The organism is Cellulomonas phragmiteti (assembly GCF_016862775.1).
Lineage (GTDB): Bacteria > Actinomycetota > Actinomycetes > Actinomycetales > Cellulomonadaceae > Cellulomonas > Cellulomonas phragmiteti.
This window is the reverse complement of record NZ_BONP01000026.1, coordinates 12,049-34,333: the sequence shown is the minus strand read 5'-3', so window position 1 is coordinate 34,333 and position 22,285 is coordinate 12,049. Positions and strand designations below refer to the sequence as shown.

Annotated in this window: 23 protein-coding genes and 1 riboswitch; of the genes, 9 read left to right on the top strand and 14 right to left on the bottom strand. The window is 74.5% G+C overall.

Translation table 11 applies throughout. The annotated features are described in order from the left end of the window. Positions 1 to 93: 93 nt before the first annotated feature. Genes Cph01nite_RS16255 through Cph01nite_RS16245 form a run of 3 tightly spaced genes read right to left on the bottom strand, consistent with a single transcriptional unit; the run spans position 94 to position 3,979 of the window. A complete protein-coding gene (locus tag Cph01nite_RS16255) occupies positions 94 to 1,155 on the bottom strand; it encodes an ABC transporter ATP-binding protein (RefSeq protein ID WP_203675734.1) in 1,062 nt (353 codons plus the stop codon). Then, positions 1,152 to 2,873, bottom strand: a complete 1,722-nt coding sequence (locus Cph01nite_RS16250; RefSeq protein ID WP_373307597.1) for an ABC transporter permease — start codon at positions 2,871 to 2,873, stop codon at positions 1,152 to 1,154. The genes Cph01nite_RS16255 and Cph01nite_RS16250 overlap by 4 nt, the downstream gene beginning before the upstream one ends. Before the next feature lie 2 nt (positions 2,874 to 2,875). Beyond that, the gene (locus Cph01nite_RS16245; RefSeq protein ID WP_203675733.1) at positions 2,876 to 3,979 is read right to left on the bottom strand and encodes a thiamine ABC transporter substrate-binding protein; all 1,104 of its coding nucleotides are present in this window, start codon (positions 3,977 to 3,979) and stop codon (positions 2,876 to 2,878) included. Positions 3,980 to 4,066: 87 nt separating this feature from the next. Next, positions 4,067 to 4,194, bottom strand: a riboswitch (TPP riboswitch). Positions 4,195 to 4,271: 77 nt separating this feature from the next. On the opposite strand from Cph01nite_RS16245, the gene Cph01nite_RS16240 reads away from it, so the two are divergent. Further along, on the top strand, positions 4,272 to 4,541 hold the full coding sequence (locus Cph01nite_RS16240) for a DUF4235 domain-containing protein (protein ID WP_203675732.1): 270 nt from the start codon (positions 4,272 to 4,274) through the stop codon (positions 4,539 to 4,541). Here the strand turns inward: Cph01nite_RS16240 and Cph01nite_RS16235 are convergent. Together Cph01nite_RS16235 and Cph01nite_RS16230 are read right to left on the bottom strand one after the other, a co-directional pair. Then, complete coding sequence (locus Cph01nite_RS16235) at positions 4,531 to 5,427, bottom strand: HTTM domain-containing protein (RefSeq protein ID WP_239069317.1); 897 nt, start codon at positions 5,425 to 5,427, stop codon at positions 4,531 to 4,533. The genes Cph01nite_RS16240 and Cph01nite_RS16235 overlap by 11 nt on opposite strands. Further along, positions 5,424 to 5,816 (bottom strand): hypothetical protein, encoded by a 393-nt coding sequence (locus tag Cph01nite_RS16230; protein WP_203675731.1) that lies wholly within the window; start codon positions 5,814 to 5,816, stop codon positions 5,424 to 5,426. Before Cph01nite_RS16230 ends, Cph01nite_RS16235 begins: the two co-directional genes overlap by 4 nt. 195 nt (positions 5,817 to 6,011) lie before the next feature. Here Cph01nite_RS16230 and Cph01nite_RS16225 point away from each other — a divergent pair, with 195 nt between their 5' ends. After that, positions 6,012 to 7,472 (top strand): phytoene desaturase family protein, encoded by a 1,461-nt coding sequence (locus Cph01nite_RS16225; RefSeq protein WP_203675730.1) that lies wholly within the window; start codon positions 6,012 to 6,014, stop codon positions 7,470 to 7,472. A gap of 39 nt (positions 7,473 to 7,511) precedes the next feature. Here Cph01nite_RS16225 and mnhG read toward each other — a convergent pair whose 3' ends face one another. The 6 genes from mnhG to Cph01nite_RS16195 are packed head-to-tail and all read right to left on the bottom strand — an operon-like array spanning position 7,512 to position 14,226. Beyond that, positions 7,512 to 7,901 carry a monovalent cation/H(+) antiporter subunit G gene (gene mnhG / locus Cph01nite_RS16220; protein WP_203675729.1) on the bottom strand — a complete coding sequence of 130 codons (390 nt, stop codon included), beginning with the start codon at positions 7,899 to 7,901 and terminating at the stop codon, positions 7,512 to 7,514. Beyond that, entirely contained in the window at positions 7,898 to 8,455 is a 558-nt protein-coding gene (locus Cph01nite_RS16215) for an MrpF/PhaF family protein (protein WP_203675728.1), read from the bottom strand. The genes mnhG and Cph01nite_RS16215 overlap by 4 nt, the downstream gene beginning before the upstream one ends. Next, a complete protein-coding gene (locus Cph01nite_RS16210; protein WP_203675727.1) occupies positions 8,452 to 9,027 on the bottom strand; it encodes a Na+/H+ antiporter subunit E in 576 nt (191 codons plus the stop codon). Before Cph01nite_RS16210 ends, Cph01nite_RS16215 begins: the two co-directional genes overlap by 4 nt. Beyond that, complete coding sequence (locus tag Cph01nite_RS16205; protein ID WP_203675726.1) at positions 9,024 to 10,577, bottom strand: Na+/H+ antiporter subunit D; 1,554 nt, start codon at positions 10,575 to 10,577, stop codon at positions 9,024 to 9,026. Before Cph01nite_RS16205 ends, Cph01nite_RS16210 begins: the two co-directional genes overlap by 4 nt. Next, a complete protein-coding gene (locus Cph01nite_RS16200; protein ID WP_203675756.1) occupies positions 10,574 to 11,083 on the bottom strand; it encodes a Na(+)/H(+) antiporter subunit C in 510 nt (169 codons plus the stop codon). Before Cph01nite_RS16200 ends, Cph01nite_RS16205 begins: the two co-directional genes overlap by 4 nt. Positions 11,084 to 11,094: 11 nt before the next feature. Next, entirely contained in the window at positions 11,095 to 14,226 is a 3,132-nt protein-coding gene (locus tag Cph01nite_RS16195) for a Na+/H+ antiporter subunit A (protein WP_203675725.1), read from the bottom strand. A gap of 420 nt (positions 14,227 to 14,646) precedes the next feature. Here Cph01nite_RS16195 and Cph01nite_RS16190 point away from each other — a divergent pair, with 420 nt between their 5' ends. The 7 genes from Cph01nite_RS16190 to Cph01nite_RS16160 all read left to right on the top strand — a co-directional run bounded on the left by Cph01nite_RS16190 (position 14,647) and on the right by Cph01nite_RS16160 (position 20,675). Further along, on the top strand, positions 14,647 to 16,950 hold the full coding sequence (locus Cph01nite_RS16190; RefSeq protein ID WP_203675724.1) for a (Fe-S)-binding protein: 2,304 nt from the start codon (positions 14,647 to 14,649) through the stop codon (positions 16,948 to 16,950). Between the two features lie 56 nt (positions 16,951 to 17,006). After that, positions 17,007 to 17,387: a helix-turn-helix domain-containing protein gene (locus Cph01nite_RS16185; RefSeq protein ID WP_203675723.1), complete on the top strand. Its 381-nt coding sequence runs from the start codon at positions 17,007 to 17,009 to the stop codon at positions 17,385 to 17,387. An 88-nt stretch (positions 17,388 to 17,475) separates the two neighbouring features. After that, the gene (locus tag Cph01nite_RS16180) at positions 17,476 to 17,748 is read left to right on the top strand and encodes a hypothetical protein (RefSeq protein ID WP_203675722.1); all 273 of its coding nucleotides are present in this window, start codon (positions 17,476 to 17,478) and stop codon (positions 17,746 to 17,748) included. A gap of 130 nt (positions 17,749 to 17,878) precedes the next feature. Next, positions 17,879 to 18,037: a hypothetical protein gene (locus Cph01nite_RS16175; protein WP_203675721.1), complete on the top strand. Its 159-nt coding sequence runs from the start codon at positions 17,879 to 17,881 to the stop codon at positions 18,035 to 18,037. Continuing rightward, positions 18,034 to 18,666, top strand: coding sequence for a Fic family protein (locus Cph01nite_RS16170; protein WP_203675720.1), 633 nt, complete (start codon positions 18,034 to 18,036; stop codon positions 18,664 to 18,666). The genes Cph01nite_RS16175 and Cph01nite_RS16170 overlap by 4 nt, the downstream gene beginning before the upstream one ends. Positions 18,667 to 18,797: 131 nt before the next feature. After that, a complete protein-coding gene (locus Cph01nite_RS16165) occupies positions 18,798 to 19,646 on the top strand; it encodes a GNAT family N-acetyltransferase (protein WP_203675719.1) in 849 nt (282 codons plus the stop codon). A gap of 51 nt (positions 19,647 to 19,697) precedes the next feature. Further along, entirely contained in the window at positions 19,698 to 20,675 is a 978-nt protein-coding gene (locus Cph01nite_RS16160; RefSeq protein WP_203675718.1) for a squalene cyclase, read from the top strand. A 15-nt stretch (positions 20,676 to 20,690) separates the two neighbouring features. Here the strand turns inward: Cph01nite_RS16160 and Cph01nite_RS16155 are convergent, their stop codons facing one another. From Cph01nite_RS16155 to Cph01nite_RS16145, 3 genes are all read right to left on the bottom strand, one after another. Then, the gene (locus Cph01nite_RS16155; RefSeq protein WP_203675717.1) at positions 20,691 to 21,164 is read right to left on the bottom strand and encodes an SRPBCC family protein; all 474 of its coding nucleotides are present in this window, start codon (positions 21,162 to 21,164) and stop codon (positions 20,691 to 20,693) included. Next, on the bottom strand, positions 21,161 to 21,484 hold the full coding sequence (locus Cph01nite_RS16150) for an ArsR/SmtB family transcription factor (protein ID WP_203675716.1): 324 nt from the start codon (positions 21,482 to 21,484) through the stop codon (positions 21,161 to 21,163). The genes Cph01nite_RS16155 and Cph01nite_RS16150 overlap by 4 nt, the downstream gene beginning before the upstream one ends. Positions 21,485 to 21,580: 96 nt before the next feature. Continuing rightward, positions 21,581 to 22,189, bottom strand: a complete 609-nt coding sequence (locus Cph01nite_RS16145; protein ID WP_203675715.1) for a hypothetical protein — start codon at positions 22,187 to 22,189, stop codon at positions 21,581 to 21,583. Between the last annotated feature and the right edge of the window lie 96 nt (positions 22,190 to 22,285).

The following is a 22,285-nucleotide window of genomic DNA, read 5'->3' as shown; positions in this document are numbered from 1 at the left end:
GCCGCTCACCTCACTGTGCTCGGTACAAACCTGTGCTCGGTGCGGAAACTCCGCTCGGTGCGGGACGCCGACGTCCCTGCCCCTGCTCCGACGTTAGCCCGACAGCCCGGCGACCGCAGCGGCGTCGGCGCGCAGCGCGACCCGCTCGCCGGGGGTGCACGTCCAGCCGGCGGGGGCCAGCGCGCTGACCCGGCCGACCCCGTCGACGTCGACGACGACCTCGGTGCGACCGCGCCGCGAGCGCAGGACCCGCACCACGCCGTCGACGTCCCGTGCGCCGCCCGGGTGCCCGTCCCGTGCGACGACGAACGCCCCGGCCGCGAGCGCGAGCACGCCCCCGGTCGGCAGCAGCGCGAGCCCGGCGGTGCGCGCGGCGTCGACGAGCGCGCGGACCGCCGGGGCGACGGCGTCGCCCGCACCCGGCACGTCGACGAACGCCTCGTACCCGAGGAACTGCGCGACGCGCCGCGACGCGGGGCGCGCCCACAGGTCGCCGGGTGCGGCGACCTGCAGGAGCCGCCCGGCGTCCATGACGGCGACGCGGTCGGCCACCGCGAACGCCTCGTCCTGGTCGTGGGTGACGAACAGCGCGGTCGTCCCGGTGGCGACCAGCACGTCGCGCAGGTCGAGCGCGAGCCGCTCGCGCAGGGCGCGGTCGAGCGCGGACAGCGGCTCGTCGAGCAGCAGCAGGCGCGGCCGGGGCGCGAGGGCGCGGGCGAGGGCCACGCGCTGCCGCTCGCCGCCGGACAGGGTGCCGACGTCGCGGCGCTGCGTGCCGGGCAGCCCGACGAGGTCGAGCAGCTCGGCGACGCGCGCGTCGCGGGCGACCCGGTCGCGCCGCTCCGCGAGCCCGTAGGCGACGTTGCCGGCCACGTCGCGGTGCGCGAACAGCTGCCCGTCCTGGAAGAGCAGGCCGAACCCGCGGCGGTGCACGGGCACGTCCGCGACGGACACGCCGTCCCACGCGACGTCGCCGCCGCTCAGCGGCTCGAGGCCGGCGACCGCCCGCAGCAGGGAGGACTTGCCGCACCCGGACGGGCCGAGCAGCGCGACGACCTCCCCGGTCGGCACGGCCAGGTCGACGCCGTCGACGGCCGGCGCCGCCGCCGCGGCGTACCGCACGACGACGTCGGCGGCCTGCAGCCCGTCGCTCACCACGCACCTCCGATCCCCGGGCGGCGCAGCCGCTCGCACACCGCCACGATGCCCGCCGTGAGGGCGGCCAGCAGCACGGACGCCGCGAGCGCGGCCCCGTAGTTCTCGGCGCCGGGGCGTCCCAGCAGCCGGAAGATCACGACGGGCAGCGTCGGGTCCTGCGGGCGCGCGAGGAACGACGTGGCCCCGAACTCCCCGAGGGACGCGGCGAACGCGAACCCGAGCGCCAGCCCGACGGCCCGCAGCGCGACCGCGAGGTCGACGGTCCGCAGCACCCGGCCGGGTGCCGCGCCCAGGGTCGCGGCGACCTCGCGCTGGCGCGGGTCGACGGCCCGCAGCACGGGCAGCACGGTGCGCACGACGAGCGGCACGGCGACCACGGCCTGCGCGACCGCGACGAGCACGGGCGACGTCCGCAGGTCCACCGGGATGCCCAGCGGCGCGTCCATGGAGACGAGGAACCCGAACCCGACGGTCACGGCCGAGACGCCCAGCGGCAGCATGAACAGCGTGTCGAGCCCGGCGACGGCGCGCCGCGCCGGGGCCCCGCGCGGGCGCCGCGAGACCACCAGCGCGACCAGCCCTCCCACGACCAGCGCGATCACGGTCGCGTCGACCGCCGTGCGCACCGACGTGCCAGCCGCCTGCCACGCCGAGACGGCCAGGGTGTCCTGCGGGACCGCGAGCGCGGCGTAGTTGTCCAGCCCCCAGCCGCGCGGGGTGCGCATCGAGCGGACGACGAGGTTGACCAGCGGCAGCGCGAGCAGCCCGCCGACGGTGAGCGCGGTGACGACGACGGCGACGGCGTCGACCGGCTCGCGCAGCCGCACGGGACGGGCCGTGGCGGCCGGGCCGCCGAGCGTCAGCGCGCGCTCGGTGCGGGCGCGGGCCCGGCCGGCCACGGACAGCGCCGCGACGACGACCACGAGCTGGACGACGGACAGCACCGCGGCGGCCCGCAGGTCGAGGAACTGCGTCGTCTGGATCCAGATCTCCGTCTCGACGGTCCCGTAGCGCCGCCCGCCCAGGACGAGGACGGTGCCGAACGCGGTGGCGCAGAACAGGAAGACCAGCGACGCCGCCGAGGCCACCGCCGGCCCCAGCGCGGGCAGCGTCACCGTGCGCAGGACGCGCCACGGCGACGCCCCCAGGGCGCGGGCGGCCTGCTCGGTGCGCGGGTCCAGCCGCTCCCACATGCCGCCGACGGTCCGCACGACGATCGCGTAGTTGAAGAACACCAGGGCCAGCACGATCGCGGTGAACGTGCCGTCCAGGCCCAGGCCGCCGAGCAGCCCGCCGTCGACGAGCAGCGAGCGGAACGCGACGCCGACGACGACGGTCGGCAGCACGAACGGCACGGTGACGAACGCGCGCAGCGCGTCGCGCCCGCGGAACCGGCAGCGGTACAGCAGGTACGCGCCGGGCACCCCGAGCAGCACGGCGCCGACGGTCCCGAGGGTCGCCTGCGCGAGCGTCTGCCCCACGACCCGCCACGTGCGTGGCCGGGAGAACACGTCGCCGAACCCGCCCAGGTCGAGCCGGCCGTCGGCGACGAACCCGCGGCCCACGATCTCCGCGACGGGCCCGACGAAGAACACGGCGAGGAACGCCAGCGGGACCGCGACCGCGACCGTCCACCCGGCCCGCGCACCGCGCCCGCCGCCGGGGGTGCGCGGACGCACCTGCGGCGCGGGGGCGAGCGCGGGCGCGGTGGGCACGGTCAGCCGATGACCGTGTCGGACCAGGTCGTCAGCCACGCCTCGCGGTGCTCCGCGATGTCGGCGGGCGCGACCTCGAACGGCTCGTCGGCCAGCGGGGCCCACGTCGCCCAGTCCTGCGGCAGCTCGACGGCCGTGCTCACGGGGTACATGTACATCGACGCCGGGATGTCGGCCTGCACGTCGTCGGACAGCAGGAAGTCCAGCAGCAGCGCCGCACCCTCGGGGTTCGCCGCCCCGGCCAGCACCCCGGCGTACTCGACCTGGCGGAAGCACGTGTCGAGCAGCGCGCGGGTCGTGGGGGCGTCGCCGCCCTCGGGGACGGTGAACGGCGGGGACGACGCGTAGGACAGCACGACGGGCCGCGGGCCGTCGCCGCCGCCGGCGGTGAAGTCCGTGTAGTACGCCTCGGACCAGCCGTCGGCCACCTGCAGGCCGTTGTCCCGCAGGCCCGCCCAGTAGTCCACCCAGCCGTCCTCGCCGAACGCGCCGACGGTCGCGAGCAGGAACGCCAGGCCGGGCGACGAGGTCACCGGGTCGGGGACCACGAGCAGGTCGCGGTACGCCGGGTCGAGCAGCGACTCCAGCGTCGTCGGCTCCGGCACCCCCTGGGCGGCGAACCACGCGGTGTCGACGTTGAGGCACACGTCGCCCACGTCGACGGCGGTCAGCGCGCCGTCGTCCCCGGGCACCGCGTACGCGGCCGCGTCGGACGCCGCCGGCGCGGTGAGCTCGGCGGGCACCACGACGCCCTCGTCGAGCGCGCGCGACGCGAACGCGTTGTCGATCCCGTAGACCAGGTCCCCCAGCGGGGCGTCCTGGGTGAGCACCAGCTGGTTGACCAGCGCACCGGCGTCCGCCTGCTGCACGACCTCGACCCTCAGCCCGGTCTCGTCCTCGAACTGCTCGAGCAACCCCTCGGACAGCGCGAACGACTCGTGCGTCACGAGCGTGACCGTGCCCGTGGCGCCGCTCGTCGTGTCGTCGGCGGGGGTCGCGCCGCCGACCGCCGAGCACGCGGTGAGCGCGGCCAGGGCGACGCTCGCGGCGGCACCGGTCGTGACGCGCCGGGCGCGCGGGGTCCTGCGGGGGCTGGGGGTGGCCATGTGGCGGTGATCCTCCGTCGTGTCGGAGGGGTCCCACGGGCGCCGCGGCACGGGCCGACCCACGTCGACGCCCGCGCGCGACGACCGAGGAGAGAAAGCCCGACTCCCTACGCCGGTACCAACCGGATCAGGTTCGAGGGTCTGCGGTGGTCCGCACTCTCAGCGTCCTCGCCCCGGACCACGGCCCGACGCCTGACGCTCCCCTGTCGTTCGCCGCCGATCCTAACCCCGACCTGTGCGATCGCCCGATCCCGGGTAGCGTCCCAGCAGACGACGACGAGGAGGACCCGGGATGTCGGACGACGACCAGAAGCAGTCCATGACCGCGAAGCTCGTGGGTGCGGGCGTGGCCCTCGCCGCGGCGTGGGCGGTGCAGAAGATCATCGACACCGCGTGGGAGAAGACGAAGGGGCACAAGCCCCCGGCCGCGGACTCGACGGCCGACGACATCCGGTTCAGCGAGGTCGCCGCGGCCGCGGCGATCACGGGTGCCGCCGTCGCCCTCGCGCGGGTGCTGGCGACCCGCGGCGCGGCGCGGTTCGCCGGGCGCGTCAGCCGCTGACGCGCCGCCGCGCGGCTGCCAGGACGGGCACGTCGCGCGGCAGCCCCAGGGGGACGGCGACGGCGGCGACGGTCAGCACCCACGCCCAGTAGTCCAGCCCGAGGAACGCCCAGATGCTGCCGTGCATCGCCAGCACGGCCAGCGCGAACGGGATGCGCGTGACGCGCACCGCGAGCAGCACGGGCGCGACGAGCTCGAGGACCAGCGCCCCGCCGGCGAGCAGCTGCGGCAGCGGGGGCTGGTCGGCGACGAACGCGTTCAGGCCGTCCCCCAGGGGCGAGGTCCCCCAGCGCAGCACCCACGCCATGTTGTCGCCGGTGGCCCACTCCACGCCGCTGTGGCGCAGCTTCTGCACCCCGGTGATCAGGTACACGGTGGCGACGACGGCCAGCGCGGCGCGCGGCGGCCAGCCCCAGGCCACCCGACGGTCCCGGGGGTCGACCGACCGGTCCGGCACCTGGGCGAGCAGCAGCACGGCCCCGACGCTCACCGTGAGGACGTCGTTGTGCTGGGTCTCGGCCGACGCCGCCCACAGGCCGGTGAGCACGGTGTACGTCGCCCACGCCAGGGCGAACCCCCACCGCGGGTGACGCCGCGCGACGACGAGCGTCACCCCGACGAGCCCGGCGACCTGCAGCGCCACGAGGAGCCACGAGGGCACCGGCGCCGGCACCCACCCGACCAGGTGCGCGCGGGTCGTCAGCACGTCCGGCCGCTCGGCGACCAGCGTCCAGTCGCGGGTCGCGAGCCGCAGCCCGATGACCAGGGCGACGAGCGTGTGCACCTCGAGCAGCCGGAACGCCGGGCCCGGGGCGACCAGCCGCTCGTCGAGCCGCGCGGGGCTCCACCACGGGCGCACCGGCGCCGTCGCCGTCCCCGCGGTCACGGCACGACCTCGACGAGCAGCTCGCGCGACGTCTCGCGCCGTGCGCCGGTCCCGGCGTCCAGCTCCAGCACGACCCGCTCCAGGCGGGTGGTGGCCACGTCCGCGACGTCCACGCCGGCAGCGCTCAGCCACGCCCGCACCTTGGCCCGCTGCACCTCCGGGTCCTCCCCGGGCACCTGCGCGTACTGCCCGCCCGTCGCGAGCACGACGGGGTTGCGGGGGTCCAGCCGCACGGGCGTCCGGGTGCCGTCCTCGGCGACGGCGACGAGGTCGATGGTCGTCGTCGTCGCGGTCCGCACGTCGCTGAACAGCCGGTACGCGGTCAGCGGCCACAGCTCGACCTGGACGGCCGCCGCCACGACCAGCAGACCGACGGCGGTCCACGTCACCGTGCGCGCGCGTCGCCGCTGACCCGTCTCGTCTTCGGCGGATGCGCCCTGCCGGGGTCCTGCAGTGCCAACGTCCTCGTCCACGCGCCCCTCACCGTTCCGCCGACCCCGTCGTCCGCCCGTCACGCTACGGGTGACCTCGCCGTCGCGCAGGGCGAGTCGCGCCCCCGTGGTGCGCGACGCGACAATGGCGCCATGGACGTCGTCGTCGTCGGTTCGGGTCCCAACGGTCTTGCCGCTGCGGTGACGATGGCGCGCGCCGGGCTGTCCGTCACCGTCCTGGAGGCGCAGTCCACGATCGGCGGGGGCGCGCGGACGCTCGACCTGGGCCTGGCCGACGGGCTCGTGCACGACATCTGCTCGGCGGTGCACCCGATGGCCTGGGCCTCGCCGTTCTTCCGCGCGTTCGGCCTCGAGCGCAAGGTCGACCTGCTGGTCCCCGAGCTGTCGTTCGCCCAGCCGCTGCCGGGCGGCCGGGCGGGCCTGGCGTGGCACGACCTGGACCGCACGGTCGACGGCCTGGGCGAGGACGGCCCGGCGTGGCGCTCGCTGGTGGGCGCCCTGGCGCAGCGCAGCCCGGACGTGGTGCGGGCCGCGCTGTTCGACAAGCGCAGCCTGCCCGCGGGCCTGGTGCCCGCGGGGCTGCCCGGTGCGGCGAGGTTCGGCCTCGGGGTCCTCGAGCAGGGCACGCCCCTGTGGGGACGGCGGTTCCGGGGCGACGTGGCCCCGGCCCTGCTGACGGGCGTCGCGGCGCACGCGATCTCGCCCCTGCCGAGCCCGGCGGCCGCGGGGACGGCGCTGCTGCTGGCGGCGCTCGCGCACGCGGGGCGCGGGTGGCCGATCCCGCGCGGCGGGTCCGGGGCGATCGTGGCGGCGCTGGTCGACGACCTCGTGGCGCACGGCGGCACCGTCGTCGCCGACCACCCGGTCCGCTCGCGCGCGGACCTGCCCACGGCCCGCTGCTACCTGTTCGACACGACCCCGCGGGGCCTGGTCGAGGTGCTCGGCGACGAGCTGCCGGTGCGCCGGCGGGCCGCCCTCGAGCGGTACCGGCACGGCGACGGCGCCGCCAAGGTCGACTTCGTCCTGTCGGGGCCCGTCCCGTGGGAGCACCCGGACGTCGGGCGGGCGGGCACCGTGCACGTGGGGGGCACCCGCCCGGAGATGGCGCACGCGGAGGCGGAGGTCCACGCGGGCCGGCACGCCGAGCTGCCGATGTGCCTGGTCAGCGACCCGTCCGTCGTCGACCCCGGCCGCGTGCGCGGCGGGCTGCGTCCGCTGTGGACGTACGCGCACGTCCCCGCGGGGTCCGACGTCGACGCGACCGAGGCGATCACGCGGCACGTCGAGCGCTACGCGCCGGGGTTCCGCGACGTGGTCGTGGCGTCGCGCTCCGTCCCGGCGTCGCAGATGTCGCACCACAACGCCAACTGGGTCGGGGGGGACATCGCGACCGGCTCGGTGGACCTGCGGCAGATGTTCGCGCGGCCCACGGCGGCGCTCGACCCCTACGCGGTCGGTGCGGACGGCGTCTACCTGTGCTCCGCGGCCACCCCACCCGGTCCGGGCGTGCACGGGCTCGGCGGGTGGTTCGCGGCCCGCCGGGCGCTGCGGCGCGAGTTCGGCATCCGGGTCCGCTCGGTCTTCGCGGACTGACGCGGCACCGGGCGGGACGGTGCGGCGCGCGGCGCCGCGTCAGAGGTCCGCGTCACGCCCCGGGGCGCCGGGGCGGGTGCCCTCCAGGTCACGCGTCAGCTCGTCGACGACCAGCAGGTCGTTGCGGACCTTCCCGGTGCGGAAGCCGGCACGGCCGACCATGTGCGCGGCGACGGGTGCGGTGAGCATCTGGAACACCGCGACGAGCACCAGCGCCCACACCGCGCCGCCCTCGCGCAGCCGCAGCGCCAGCCCGACGAGCACGAGCACGAGCCCCAGGACCTGCGGCTTGGTGCCGGCGTGCATGCGCGAGAGCAGGTCGGGGAAGCGCAGGGCGCCCATGCCGGCGGCGAACGCGAAGAACGCGCCGCCCAGCAGGCAGACGATCGACACGACGTCCGCGACGGTCTCCCACTGCTGCACGGTCATCGGATCTCCTCGTCGGCCGGGCCACCGTGGTGCTCGTCGTCCGGCGCCGGCTCGACGGTCGACGTCGAGGTCGCCGGGGCCGGGAAGACGGGTGCGCCGGGCACCGGGGCGCCCGTGGCCGGGTCCCGCGGGGCGACCAGCGTGACCTGCTCGTCCTCGACCCGGCGTGCCTCGTCCTCCGCCGCGCGCCGGCGGCGGCGCCGGCCCGCCTCCTCCTCCTGCTCGAGGCGCAGCTTCTCCGCCTCCTCCGCGGCGACCTCCTCGCGGGTGCGCACCCGGCCCTCGCCCTCGGGCTCCACGGCGGCGAACCGCGCGACGGTGACCGACCCGACGAACCCGACGAGCGAGAGCACCACCAGCAGCGGGACCACGTCCGCACGGCGGAAGTAGGCGGCGTACAGCGCGACGCCGGCGATCATCGCCGTGACGACGATGTCCAGCGCGACCGTCCGGTCGAGGGTCGAGGGCCCCTTCTCGGCGCGGACCACCGCGAACAGCGCACCGAGGGTGAGCAGCACGGCGCAGACCACCGTGACGACGTCGAACGTGCTCATCGTGCCGCCACCTCCCGGGCGCGCCGTCCGCGGTGCAGGCCCGCGTCGGCCAGCTCCTCGTCGGAGCCGATCGCCCGCAGCAGGCGGGCCTCCTGGTCCAGCACGTTCTGCCGCGCCTGCTCGACCCCGCCGCTGGTCTCCACGTCGAGGACGTGCACGTACAGCCGGCCGGTGAGCCGGTGCGCCTCGACGATGATCGACCCGGGCACCAGGGACACGAGCTCGGCCGTCATCGTGAGGTACAGGTCCGAGTGGCTGCGCAGCTGGACGCAGATCACGGCACCGCGCGGCGTGTACCGGGGGCGCAGCGCGACGGCGCTGACCTCGAACGACGCACGCACCAGGTCGAGCGCGAACCGGCCCAGCAGCACCAGCAGCGCCACGGGGTGCACCCGGCCACGGAAGTCGACGGGCGTCATGCGCAGCCCTGCGGTGACCAGCACGCCCAGCAGCACGCCGGTGACGAGGTTGCCCCACGTGATGTCGCCCCACAGCAGGACCCACACGATCGTCAGCCAGACGATCGTCACCCACTGGAAGCGCCATCCGGTGCGGCGCGGGTGCAGGCTCATCCGCCGTCCTCCGCTTCCTCGGCCGCACGCTGCGACTCGCCGTCACCGCGCTGCCCGTCGGGCAGGACGGCCTCGATGTAGGGCCAGCGCTCGGCCAGGCTCTGCGCGGCGCGCGCCGTGTACGCGTACAGCGGTCCGGCGAAGACGGTCAGCGCGAGGCTGAACACCACGAGCGCCGCCGTCGGCGCGATCATCATCGGGGGCACGCGGTGGGCCGGCAGCTCCTCCGGCGGGCTCTGCCAGAACGCCTTGTTCCACGCCTTGATCAGCGCGTACAGCGTCAGCAGCGACGTCACGACGGACCCGGCGACCAGCGTGTACCCCAGCGCCGAGCCCCGCTCGACACCGGCCTCCAGCAGCCCCACCTTGCCGAGGAACCCGGAGAACGGCGGGATGCCGCCCAGGTTCATCGCGGGGACGAAGAACAGCACGGCCAGCACCGGGGTCATCTTCGCCAGGCCGCCGAGTCGGTCCAGGGACGTCGTGCCGCCGAAGCGTTCGACGAGGCCGACGACGAGGAACAGCGCGGTCTGCACCGTGATGTGGTGCGCGACGTAGTAGATCGCCGCGGTCCAGCCGTGCACGCTGCCCAGCGCGATGCCGAACACCATGTAGCCGATGTGACTGACCAGCGTGAACGACAGCAGACGTTTGACGTCGTCCTGCGCGACGGCGCCCAGGATCCCCACGAGCATCGTGGCCAGCGCGACCCACAGCAGGATGTCGTCGAGGCGCCCGCCGGGGAACAGCAGCGACTGCGTGCGGATGATCGCGTACACGCCGACCTTGGTGAGCAGGCCGGCGAACACGGCCGTGACGGGTGCCGGTGCGGTCGGGTAGGAGTCCGGCAGCCACGCGGACAGCGGGAACACGGCGGCCTTGATGCCGAACGCGAGGAGCAGCATGGACTGCAGGACCAGCCGCACGCCCGGGTCGACCTCGGGCAGGCGGATCGCGAGCTGCGCGAGGTTCACGGTGCCGACGGCCGCGTACACCGCCGCGATCGCGACGAGGAACAGCACGGACGACAGGATCGCCACGACCACGTAGATCGTGCCCGCGCGGATGCGCTCGGTGGTGCCGGACAACGTGATGAGCACGTACGACGCCGCGAGCAGGATCTCGAACCCGACGTAGATGTTGAACAGGTCCCCCGAGAGGAACGCGTTGGCGACCCCGGCGGACAGCACGAGGTAGGTGGGGTGGAAGATCGAGATGGGCGCGAACCGCTCGCCGTCCTCCCGCCCCTGCGCGAGGGAGTAGACGAGGACGCACAGGATCACGACGGACGACACCGTGAGCATCAGCGCGGACAGCCGGTCCGCGACGAGGCTGATCCCCACGGGCGTCGCCCAGTCCCCGACCTCGACGACGACCGGCCCGGAGTCGGCCAGCACCAGCAGCGCCGCGGAGACCACGGCGACGAGCGTCAGGGTCGCGAGCGACACGATGCGCTGCAGCCGCGGGCGCCGGTACAGCGCCAGGGCCAGGCCGGCCGCGGACAGCGGCAGCACCACGGGCAGGGGGACGAGCCAGCTCCAGTCGGTCAACGTCCCTCCTCCCCGTGCGTCGGTCCGCCGCGCGGCGGCGGGGGCGTGGCGCGGCCCTCGTCGGTCTCGTCGCGGGCGCTCGCGGCCTCCTCGTCGAGGGTCTCGCCGTCGGACTCGGTGTCGTCGTCCTCGAACGCGCGCTCGTCACGCGCGGCGAGGCGCACGATGCGGCGGTCCTCGACGTCGTCCTGCACCTCGTCGTGCCGGTGCAGCTGCCAGGACCGGTAGGCCATGGCGAGCAGGAACGCGGTGAGCCCGAGCGTGATGACGATGGCCGTGAGGATGAGCGCCTGCGGCAGCGGGTCGCTCATGGGGCGGTCGGACGCGACGCCGATGATCGGCGGTGCGCCCGCGGCTCCCCCGGCGACGAGGATGAGCAGGTTGGTGCCGTTGCTCAGCAGGACGATGCCCAGCAGGATGCGCGTGAGGCTGCGCTCGAGCACCAGGTAGACCCCGACGGTGAACAGCACCGCGATCGTCACGACGACGACGATGTTGGGGCTCATGACGACGTCGCTCACGGGACCATCCCCTCGCCGGTGCCGTCGGACCGGACCCGCGGGGGGTCCGCGCCGCGGTCGCCCCGGGCGACCACCACGTGGTCGTAGCCGCTGACGGCGTGCTCGGCCACGTCGTCCTCCCCGGTCTCGGCGCGGCGGTCGATCTCGGCGCCGACGCTGCGCAGGATGTCGAGGACCAGCCCGACGACGACGAGGTAGACCCCGACGTCGAAGAACAGGCTGGTGACGAGCTTGACGTGCCCCCAGACGGGCAGGTCGAACTCGAGGATCCAGGACTCCAGCACGTTGCCGCCGACGAACAGCGCCGCGAGCCCCACCCCGGCGGACAGGAACAGGCCCGTGCCGAGCAGCACGCCGGGCTGCACGGGTGCGGCCTCCCCGAGCTCGTACCGCCCGCCGGCGAGGTAGCGCACGGCCAGCGCGATGCCGGTGACGAGGCCGGCGGCGAACCCGCCGCCGGGCTGGTTGTGCCCGCTGAACAGCAGGAACGCGGAGTACACGATCATCGTGTGGAACAGCAGCCGCACGACGACCTCGAAGATGACGGAGCGGCGCTGCGGGGCCACGGTCCGGCCGGCGCGCAGCCACTCCCGCGCCCGCGCTCCGGCGGCCCGCGCCGTGCCGCGGCCCGGGGTGGCCGGCACGCCGCCGTCCGGGTCGGGCGTGGCGTCGGCGGTGCGCGGGCGGCGCAGCGCGGCCATGGGGTCGGGGACCCCGCCGCCCCACACGGCGCGGTCCGCGGGGGCCTCGCGCTCGCGGAAGATCCGGCCGCCGCGGGCGGAGAGGAACACGAGCGACGCGACGCCGGTGGCCGCCACCAGCAGCACGGAGAGCTCGCCCATCGTGTCCCACGCGCGGATGTCGACGAGCGTCACGTTGACGATGTTCTTGCCGCCGCCGAACTCGTAGGCCTCGGTGGCGAAGTCGGCGGACACCGGGGCGTGCACGCGCGCCGACGGTGCGACCAGCGCGACGCCCGCCACGACGAGGCCGACGGCCAGTCCGAGGCCCAGGCGCACGTACCGCGACGCCGCGAGCGGACGGTCGGAGAAGTACGGGGGGAGGCGGCGCAGCACGAGGACGAACACGACCAGCGTGATCGTCTCGACCAGCACCTGCGTGACCGCCAGGTCGGGGGCGCCGTAGAGCAGGAACATGCCGGCGAGCGCGTACCCGCTGATCCCGGCGAGGATCACGGCCTTGAGCCGGCGGCGGGCGCGGGCCACGAGGATCGCCGAGACGATCGCGGCGGCGGCGAACACCGTCTGCGCGGCGTAGTCCCAGGGCCGGGTCGCGGTGGGGAACGACGTCCCGGTGAGCAGCGCGGAGCCGACCGCGACGACCCACGTCAGCAGGATGATGCCGAGGTACAGCGGCAGGGACCCGCGCTGGGTGACGGCCGTGACGTCCGCGGCCAGGTCGTCGAGCTTGCGCATCGAGCGCCGGTACGTGAGGTCCGCCTCGAGGAGGTGCGGGACGCGCGCCTGCCACCGCTCGACCTTGTCCCGCACGAGGAACAACGCACCGCCGACGGCCAGGATCCCCACGGTGAGCCACAGCACCAGCCCGAACCCGCCCCACAGCAGCAGGTGCCCGGGCTCGCCGATCGGGTAGGTGGCCGCGTACGGCGCCAGGAGCTGCTCCCCGAGCTGCGGGAGCAGGGCCACGACCAGGCCGAGGAACGACAGCACCAGGGCGGGCGCGGTGAGCAGGAACGACGGGCGCGTCACCGGTGCGGGCTCGACGGACTCGTCGCCGCCGACCGCCAGGGACGTCGTGGTCGCGACGCCCTCGGCGTCCTGCGTCTTCGACTGCGGGACGAGGGCGTCCTTGGTCGCGAACGCCCCCCACCACAGGCGCAGCCCGTAGGCGACGGTCAGCGCCGACCCGACGACGACGGCCACGAGCACGATCCAGCCGACGGTGCCGCCCTCCAGGTGCGCCACGCCCTCGAGCCCGGCCTCCTTGGCGACGTACCCGGCGAACGGCGGCAGGCCGATCATCGACGCCGTGGCCAGACCGCCCGCGAGCGCGGTCCACGGCAGGGCGCGCCCCACGCCGGACAGCCGCCGCAGGTCGCGCGTCCCGCAGGCGACGTCCACGGTGCCGACGACGAGGAACAGGGCGGCCTTGAACATCGCGTGCGCGCCCAGCATCGCCAGGCCGGCCAGCGCGGTGGCCTGCGTGCCCAGGCCGACGAGCAGGATGATGAGGCCCAGCTGGCTGACGGTGCCGAACGCGAGGATCAGCTTGAGGTCGTGCTGCCGCAGCGCGCGGTACCCGCCGAGCAGCAGCGTCCCGCCGCCGAGGGCGACGACCGACCAGCGCCACACGGGCATCTCGGCGAACGCGGGCGCGAACCGCGCGACGAGGTAGACGCCGGCCTTCACCATCGCGGCCGCGTGCAGGTAGGCGCTCACGGGTGTCGGTGCCGCCATGGCCGCCGGCAGCCAGAAGTGGAAGGGGATGAGCGCGGACTTGGTCGCGGCGCCGGCGAGCAGGCACGCGACGGCCGCCACGATCGCGGGGGACGCGGCGGGCGGGTCGGCGACGAGCGTCGACATCGAGTAGGTGCCGGCGGCGTGCCCGAGGATCACGACGCCCACGAGCATCGCCAGACCGCCGGCGGTGGTGATGATGATCGCCTGCATGGCGGCGCGCCGGCTGGCCTTGCGGTCCGCGTAGTGCCCGATGAGCAGGTACGACGTGACGGTGGTGAGCTCCCAGAACACGAACAGCAGGAGCATGTCGTCGGCCGTGACCAGGCCGAGCATCGAGCCGGCGAAGGCCGTGAACACCCCGCCGAACCGGCCGAGGCCGGACGCGGTCGGGGAGAAGTAGGCGGCGCAGTAGACGAGGACGAGCGCGCCGACGCCCCCGACCACGATCGTCATGAGCCAGGAGAGGGTGTCGAGCCGGAAGCTCAGCTCGAGGCCGAGCGCGGGCACCCACTCGACGGTCTGGACGGGGCCGCGTCCCGCCCGCACGTCGGCCGTCCACGTCAGCGCCCACACCGCCGCGGAGGCGGGCGCGGCCGCGAGCACCCAGAACGCGCGACGCCCCCACAGGCGGAAGAGCACGGGCGCGACGAGGGCCGCTGCGAGGTGGACCGTCAGCAGCAGCAGCACGTCCGGCTCCGTCCGTGTCGGGGGCGGGTGGTCGGTCGGTCGGCAGTCAGGGCGTGAGCCCCCGGGTGTCGAGGTGCGACGACGCACGGCGCTCGACGACCTGAGGCGACCCGGGGGGCGGGTCCGTGCTGGTCACGAGCGTCGTGGCGGGGTCGGGGGGACGCGCTGATGCTATCAACGCACACCCTCGCACCGGCCGCGCGGCGCGATCCCCGACGCGTCACGCACGCCACACCCACCCCCACCCCGCGAGAGAGCAATCCAGCCCTCCCCCCCGCACCCCACCCCAGCCCGCGAGAGAGCAATCCAGCCCGCCTCCCGCCCCCACCCCAGCCCGCGAGAGAGCCATCCGGTCGACCCGGCGTGACCGCGCACCGGGCGACCCACGTCACCGTCCGACGCGGACGCTAGGTTGACCGCGTGAACCCGACGCAGCTGGTGGCACTCGTCCTGGCCGCGCTCGCGACCGTCGTCGGCGTGGCGGTGTTCGCGCGCGGCGTCGTCGTCATCGTGCGGACCGTGCGGATCGGGCGGCCGCTGCCGGGCCGCTGGGGTCCCGTCGGCCCCCGGCTCGCGACGCTCGCACGCGAGGTGGTGGGTCACGGCCGGTTCCAGCAGCGTCCCGCGGTGCGGGTGGCGCACTGGGTGGTCATGGTGTCGTTCCCGGTGCTGGTGGTCACGCTGCTGACCGGGTACGGGCAGCTGGTCGACCCGCGGTACGGCCTGCCGTTCCTCGCGCACTTCGTGCCGCTGGAGTGGGCGATCGAGGCGTTCGCGTGGCTGGGGCTGCTGGGCATCGGCTACCTGATCGTGCTGCGGCAGCGGGTCCAGCCGCGCGCCGACGAGTCCGAGGCGCAGCAGCGCAGGTCGCGGTTCTTCGGGTCCAACCGCGCGTGGGCGTACGTCGTCGAGGCGACGATCCTGCTGGTCGTCGTCGCCGTGCTCGCACTGCGTGGGCTGGAGTACGCGCTCGGGGTGCAGGACGGCGAGGCGTGGGCGTCGACGCTGCACTTCCCGCTGACGGCGTGGCTCGGCGAGCTCTGGGTCGAGATTGACCCGGCCACGCTCGAGACGGTCGTGGTGGTCGTCGCCCTGGTGAAGATCCTGGTGTCGAACGCGTGGTTCGTGGTCGTCGGGCTGCTGCCGACGATGGGCGTGGCGTGGCACCGGTTCCTGGCGGTGGTCAACGTGTACGCCCGGCGCGAGGTCGACGGGCGGCCCGCGCTGGGTCCGCTCGTCCCGCTGCGGGACGCCGCCGGTGAGCCGCTGGACCTGACGGCCGTCGAGGACCTCCCGGAGGACCTGCGGCTGGGTGTCGGCGCGGTCGAGGACCTGCCGTGGAAGGGCCTGCTCGACGTCGCGACGTGCACCGAGTGCGGCCGCTGCCAGGACCAGTGCCCGGCGTGGGCGACCGGCAAGCCGCTGAGCCCCAAGCTGCTGACGCTCGCGCTGCGGGACCACGCCGCGGCGACCGCGCCGTACGTGCAGGCCGCCCGGGCCGCGGGCGCGTCGCCGGAGGCGCTGGCCGACCCGCACCTGGGCGTGGACCTGGTCGCGTCCGGCGTCATCGACGCCGACGCCCTGTGGGCGTGCACGATGTGCGGCGCGTGCGTGCAGCAGTGCCCCGTCGACATCGAGCACGTCGACACGATCGTCGACATCCGCCGCTACCAGACGCTCATGGAGTCGGCGTTCCCGGCCGAGCTGGGCGGCACGTTCACCAAGATGGAGCGGCGCGGCAACCCGTGGGGCCTGCCGGCGCGGCAGCGGCTGGACTGGGCCAAGGGCCTGGAGTTCGACGTGCCGGTCGTCGGTGCGGACGTCGAGTCCGCCGCCGACGTCGACTGGCTGTTCTGGGTCGGGTGTGCGGGCGCCTTCGAGGACCGCGCGAAGAAGACGACGCGTGCGGTCGCCGAGCTGCTGCACGCGGCGGGCGTGACGTTCGCCGTGCTGGGCGACGGCGAGACCTGCACGGGCGATCCCGCACGCCGCGCGGGCAACGAGGCGCTGTACCAGATGCTCGCCGCGCAGAACGTGGAGACCCTCAACGAGGTGGGCACGCAGCGCATCGTCGTGACGTGCGCGCACTGCTTCAACACGATCTCCCGCGAGTACCCGGCCATGGGCGGGCGCTACGAGGTGGTCCACCACACGCAGCTGCTCGACACGCTCGTCACCGAGGGTCGCTTGCGGTTCGCTCCCGGCGTCGGCGAGGACGCGGACGGCGCTTCCGTCACGTACCACGACCCCTGCTACCTGGGCCGGCACAACGAGGTCTACGAGCCGCCGCGCGAGCTGCTCGCCGCCGCGGGCGTCACCGTCGCGGAGATGCCGCGCAACCGCGAGACGTCCTTCTGCTGCGGTGCCGGCGGCGCGCGCATGTGGATGGAGGAGACGATCGGCGAGCGCATCGGCACCGTCCGCGCGGCGGAGGCCGTCGCGACGGGCGCGGGTGCGATCGCCACCGCGTGCCCGTTCTGCACGGTGATGCTCAGCGACGGGGTCGCGGCACACACGCGGGCGGCGACCGAGGGCGCCGACGCGGCGGACGGGACGACGCCCGTGGACGGTGGCACCCGCCCGGCCCCCGGCGCCGGGGCGACCGGCACCCAGGAGCCCGCCGGTCCGCTCACACCCGCCGCCGTGCCCGCCCGGCCGCCGGTCGGGGTCCCCGAGGTCGCCGACATCGCGGTGCTGCTGCGCGACCGCCTCGACCGGGGCTGATCCGCGGGCGCGTGCATGAGGTTGCTGTTATTGCAGATGGTCGTACGGTAGGCCGCATGGCGACCTATGCGCGCTCCACGACTCTCGACCCTGCGGACCCCGCCGTACGGTCCGGCGCCAGAGAGCTGGCGGACCGGCTGGTGGGTGACACCCCGGTCGAGGCCGCTGTGCGTGCGGTGCTCGACGACGTCGCGCACGGCACGCGGGTCGTGGTACTGCGCGCTGAGGACGAGCTCAGCCCTGCGAAGGCGGCAGAGGTACTCGGCGTGACGCGGCAGTTCGTCGACCGCCTGTGCGAAGACGGCGTACTCCCCTTCCGCCGCCTGCCGGGCAGCCGTCACCGCCGCATCCGCGTGCAGGACGTCGTGGATGTGGCCGCCGAGCGCGAACAGCGCCGGACCGGTGCCGACGCGATCCGCGCGACCCTCGGGGCGTAGGCAGGTGGCCCGCCTGTGGCGGGTCTTCATCGACACGAGCGAGCCGTTCCCCGTGCCGGCCCGACCCAAGTCCCGGAGGTGATCCTGGGTGCCCGGTTCTCTGGACGAGATGATGGCCCGGGCCGAGAGCCTGGCAGACCGCTTCGAGGCGCACGAGCCCGAGCCCGGCGACCGCGACACCGTCTCACCCGTGACCCAGCTGAGGCTCGCAGTCCTCAAGCGCGCTGAGGCCGAACGCGAGATCGCTGAGGCGGTGGCGATCGCCAGGCGCTCGGACACGCCGTGGAAGGTGATCGGTGCCGCGGTCGGGACGAGCGGTGAGACCGCCCGCCGGCGGTACGGCGGCAAGCACGCGTCGTGAGGGTCGACGGCGCCGCCAAGGCGACCCGTTGCCAGTCCCCGCTGTCGACGTACTCGCTGTCAGCGCCGCGCCCTGCCGTCATCGGAGCTGCCTGCGTAACATGGCATTCCTGGGAGCTGGAGGAGGGCACATGGAGCGTCGAGTCGTCGACAAGAACGCGGTCAAGCGTTCCGCCGAGCGTTCCACCCGAGCCTCCGCCAAGCTCGAAGGCCGAGTCGTCCCCAAGGAGTTCGTGCGCTCCGCCAAGGTCGAGCAGTTCGTCGCCGCGCGCACCCGTCGCGCTTCGTGACACCGCTCGAACCCGGCTACGGCGAGACGCCGCTCGACTGGGACGAGCTTGCGGCACTCCTCCCCGACGCGCGCGACGCACTGCCCGACCCGCCCACCAAGGCAGACGTCTACGACCTCGAGCAAGCAGTCCAGACGGCGGTCACCGAGGACCTCGTCGACTCTGTCCTCGACGGGACTGCTGGTGTGACCGACGTGGTCACCGATCACTTCCTTCGTGACCTGCACGCCCAGCTCTACAGGGACATCTGGACGTGGGGTGGCAGGCTCCGACGGCACGAGCTCAACCTCGGTGTCGCCCCGGAACAGATCGCCACGGCACTGCGGAGCTCGCTCGACGGGATCCTGTACCGCTGGCAGCACACGTCGGACTGGACCGCCCACCAGCTGGGGATCGCTGTCCACGCAGAGACCGTTCGAATCCACCCCTTCGCGGACGGGAACGGTCGCTCCACCCGCCTGCTGGCCGACCTCACCCTGCTCGCCGCCCAACGCGCCGACGAGCCGCCGTCGACCTACGACTGGGACGTCGACAAGTCGCAGTACATCGACGCGTTGCGACGCTACGACCAGCACCGCGATCCGACCGAGCTGGCGACGACCATCCTGAGCCGACCCATCGACGCGTAGATCGACCCCGTCGGCACCACCGGTCCGGGCAACGCGACTGCGGTTGTCCCTCTGAACTCTAGGCCGCGAGGCGCTGCCGCGTCCGCGACACCCCAGGCAGCTCGGCTCAGCGCATCGGTGGTCGCCGCAGCGTGCTGCACGGGCCCTTGCCGATGGGCCAGCCTCCCACCGACGCACGAGCGGCCGACCGGCTCGCAAGGACGCCCCACCGGCGTTCACGGCCGGCAGGCTGGCAGATTCGCCCGATGACGGGCGGCCTGGACCCTTCGACCGAGCAGGTCGTGCACCGCGTGTGGGCGGAACGCCTGGGCGTCGCGCCCCGCGTCCTCGCCACACCGGGGCCGGTCGCCATCGACCGGCCGGACCTGACGGCGGTCGTGGTGGTCCGCCACGGCGAGACGGTGGCCGTCGCGGCGCCCGAGGCAGCGTTGTCTCGGCTCACGCGGCTCGCAGCACCGGAGCTGCTCGACGTCGCGTCGCTGCTGGCCGCGTTGACCCCCCTGCGCCCGAGCCTGCTCGGGGCGGCATCGCTGTCGTTCGGCGACCGCCGCACGCTCGTTCCGGTGCCGGCTGTTGCCGCTCGGGCGGCCCCGCAGAGCGACGTGGACGCCGTCGTCTCTCGATGCTCCACCGAGGAGCGCGACGAGAGCGGCGTGCTCGACGTGGACATGCGATGGGTCGTCTCCGGCGGCGGTGGCGAGCCGGCCGGCGTGGCGGGTTACGAGATCTGGGGCGACGGGCTCGCCCATGTCGGCGTGGCGGTCGCTGCGGGGTCTCGTGGCCAGGGCGTCGGATCCCGCGTCGCCGCGGCGGCGGTGAAGCACGCCGTCGGGGAAGGGCTGGTGCCGCAGTGGCGGTGCCGGCTGGACAACGTCGCGTCGGCGCGCACGGGCGAACGGCTCGGACTCGTCCGGCTCGGCGATCAGCTGGCGATCGACCTCGCCCGGAGCGACCTCGAGCCGACGCGCGCAGCCGGCTGAGGACGGCGACGGGGGGTGGCCCACCGACGCGGCCCGTCGCTACCGTGAACCATGGCCCTCGACCGCCCCGTGCTCGACTGGCTCCTCGACTCCGACCCCGCCCTGCGCTGGCAGGTCGAGCGCGACCTGGCGGGCGCGCCGGAGGACGTGTGGCGCGCGACGAGGGCGCGTGTCGCCACGGAGGGGTTAGGAGCGCGGCTGCTCGCCCTGCAGGACGACGACGGGCAGTGGGCGGGCGGGGCGTACTTCCCGCGGGGGTACGACTTCCACGGGCCGGAGGCGCAGCCCGGAGCGGGCCAGCCGTGGACGGCGACGACGTGGACGCTCAACACGCTGCGTGACTGGGGACTCGATGCGGGGGTGCTGGCCGGCACGGCCGGCAAGCTGAAGGAGCACAGTCGCTGGGAGTACGACGACCTGCCCTACTGGGATGGCGAGGTCGACTGCTGCATCAACGCGTTCACCCTGGCCAACGGCGCGTGGCTCGGTGCGGACGTCGCAGCGCTGGCCGACTGGTTCCCCGCGCACCAGCTGCCCGACGGCGGCTGGAACTGCGAGTGGGTCGAGGGCTCGACGCGCTCGTCCGTGCACTCGACCCTCAACTCCGTGAAGGGGCTGCTCTCTTACGAGGCCGCGACCGGTGGCTCCGACGCGCTGCGCGACGCCCGGCACGCCGGCGAGGAGTACCTGCTGGAACGGCGGCTGCTGCGACGCGTGACGACCGGTGAGCCGCTCGGACCGTGGGTGACGGTGTTCTGCTACCCGTTCCGGTGGCTCTTCAGCACGCTGCACGCCCTCGACCACTTCCGCGCCGCGTCCCTGCACGACGGCACCGCGCCCGATCCGCGCCTGGCCGAGGCGGTCGAGACCGTGCGCGCGGCCCGGCAGCCCGACGGCACGTGGCTGCAGGAGCACCGCATGCCGGGCCGCGTCTGGTTCGAGGTCGACGTTCCGCCCGGCGAGCCGTCGCGGTGGGTGACGTTCCACGCCGCTCGCGTCCTGGCGTGGTGGGACGGCGCCGCCTCGTGAGCCTGCCGGCTCAGCTCAGCCGCCCGCCTTGTCGGCGAAGGCCTCGAGCAGCCCACCCCAGCCGCCCGGCGAGCCGAGCGACGCCCGCATCTCCGCAGCCTGCTCCCCGTAGGCGTCGAGCCCGCGGTGCTCGAAGTCGACGCGTGTCGTCGCGGCACCGTCCGGGCCCGTCGCACCCGCGAACCGGACCTCGATCTGCGTGACCAGTTCGGGGTCGTACGTCCAGTCGGCGCTGATCTGCCACGCCAGGACGAGGCGTCCGGGAGGCTCCCACGCGAGCACCCGTCCCCAGGTGCACTCGGCGCCCTCGGCGTCGCGCTCGTACCAGCGCCCTCCCGCGCGGGGCTCGACGACGACGTCGACGAACGGCTTGTCGCCCAGGTGGTATTCCCCGTTCCACCAGCGCGCCATGCCAGCGGTGAAGACCTCGAACGCGCGCTCCGGCGGCGCGGCGACGGTGAGGGTCCGGACGATCGGGTCGGTGCTCATGGCCTCTCCTCGGGTGCGAGGTCCTGCTCGACGGCGCGGGCGTAGGCGGCAAGCGAGTCGTCCCAGAACCGGTCCAGGTACGCGCGCAGGGCCGCGGCACCGCGGGCGTCCAGCCGGTACACCCGCTGGGTCCCGACGGCGGTGTCAGTGACGAGACCGGCGTCCTTCAGCACGCGCAGGTGCTGCGAGACGGCCGGCCGGCTCACGGGCAGTCGCGCGGCGAGCTCACCCACGGGCTGCGGGCGCTCCGCGACCAGCTCGAGGACGCTGCGACGTGTCGGGTCGCCGAGCGCATCCAGCACCGCTCCGTAAGTCGTCACGAACGGTAAGTTACGACTGACGAACGGTCCGGGTCAAGGGTCACGGCACCGGCGTCAGCGGCTCCCGAGTTCCCTCTGGCGTCGGGGGCGCCGACGTCAGCGGAACTCGAACTCGAGCTCGATGGTCGGGTCGATGCCCTGGACGATGCCGGTGTAGAACACCCTCGCCTGGTCCTGCAGGATCTCCGTGTTCGCCTCGACGTACTCGCTCTGGGCGTCCTGGTCGAGGATCGTGTTGATCATCTCCACGACGTCGATCTGCGGGGTCACCCAGCTCAGGACGCCGTTGTCCTCGACGACCGTCCGGAAGCTCTCGTCGTCGTGCCCGATGAAGATGAACTCGGGGACCGAGATGCGGAACTTGCCCTCGCCGGTCGGGACGATCCTCACGTCCTTGCCCTCGATGCCCAGCTTGGCGTTGAAGCCGTACTGCACGAACGACGACCGCCCGCTCCCGGGGATGTCCATCCCGAGGAACGAGCCCCGCTCGGTCTGCTCGGCGATGCCCTCGATCCCCAGGCTCAGGAGCACCACCTGCTCCTGACGGGTGACCGAGGTGACGACCCGGGTGTCGCGCTCCTCGGAGGCCGAGCCGACCAGGGAGAACCTGCTGAACGCCGTCATCGCTACGTACGTCACGAGCGCTCCGAGGCAGACCGCGACCAGCAGCCACAGCGCAGTCCTGGACCGGCGCGACGTCGTCATGGGGGCTCCCGGACTCTCTCTGGCGCGGGCGGGTGTGGGTGAGCGCGCCCAGGCTCCCGCATCGGCGGGGTCTCGGCACGTCGGGAGCCGGGGACG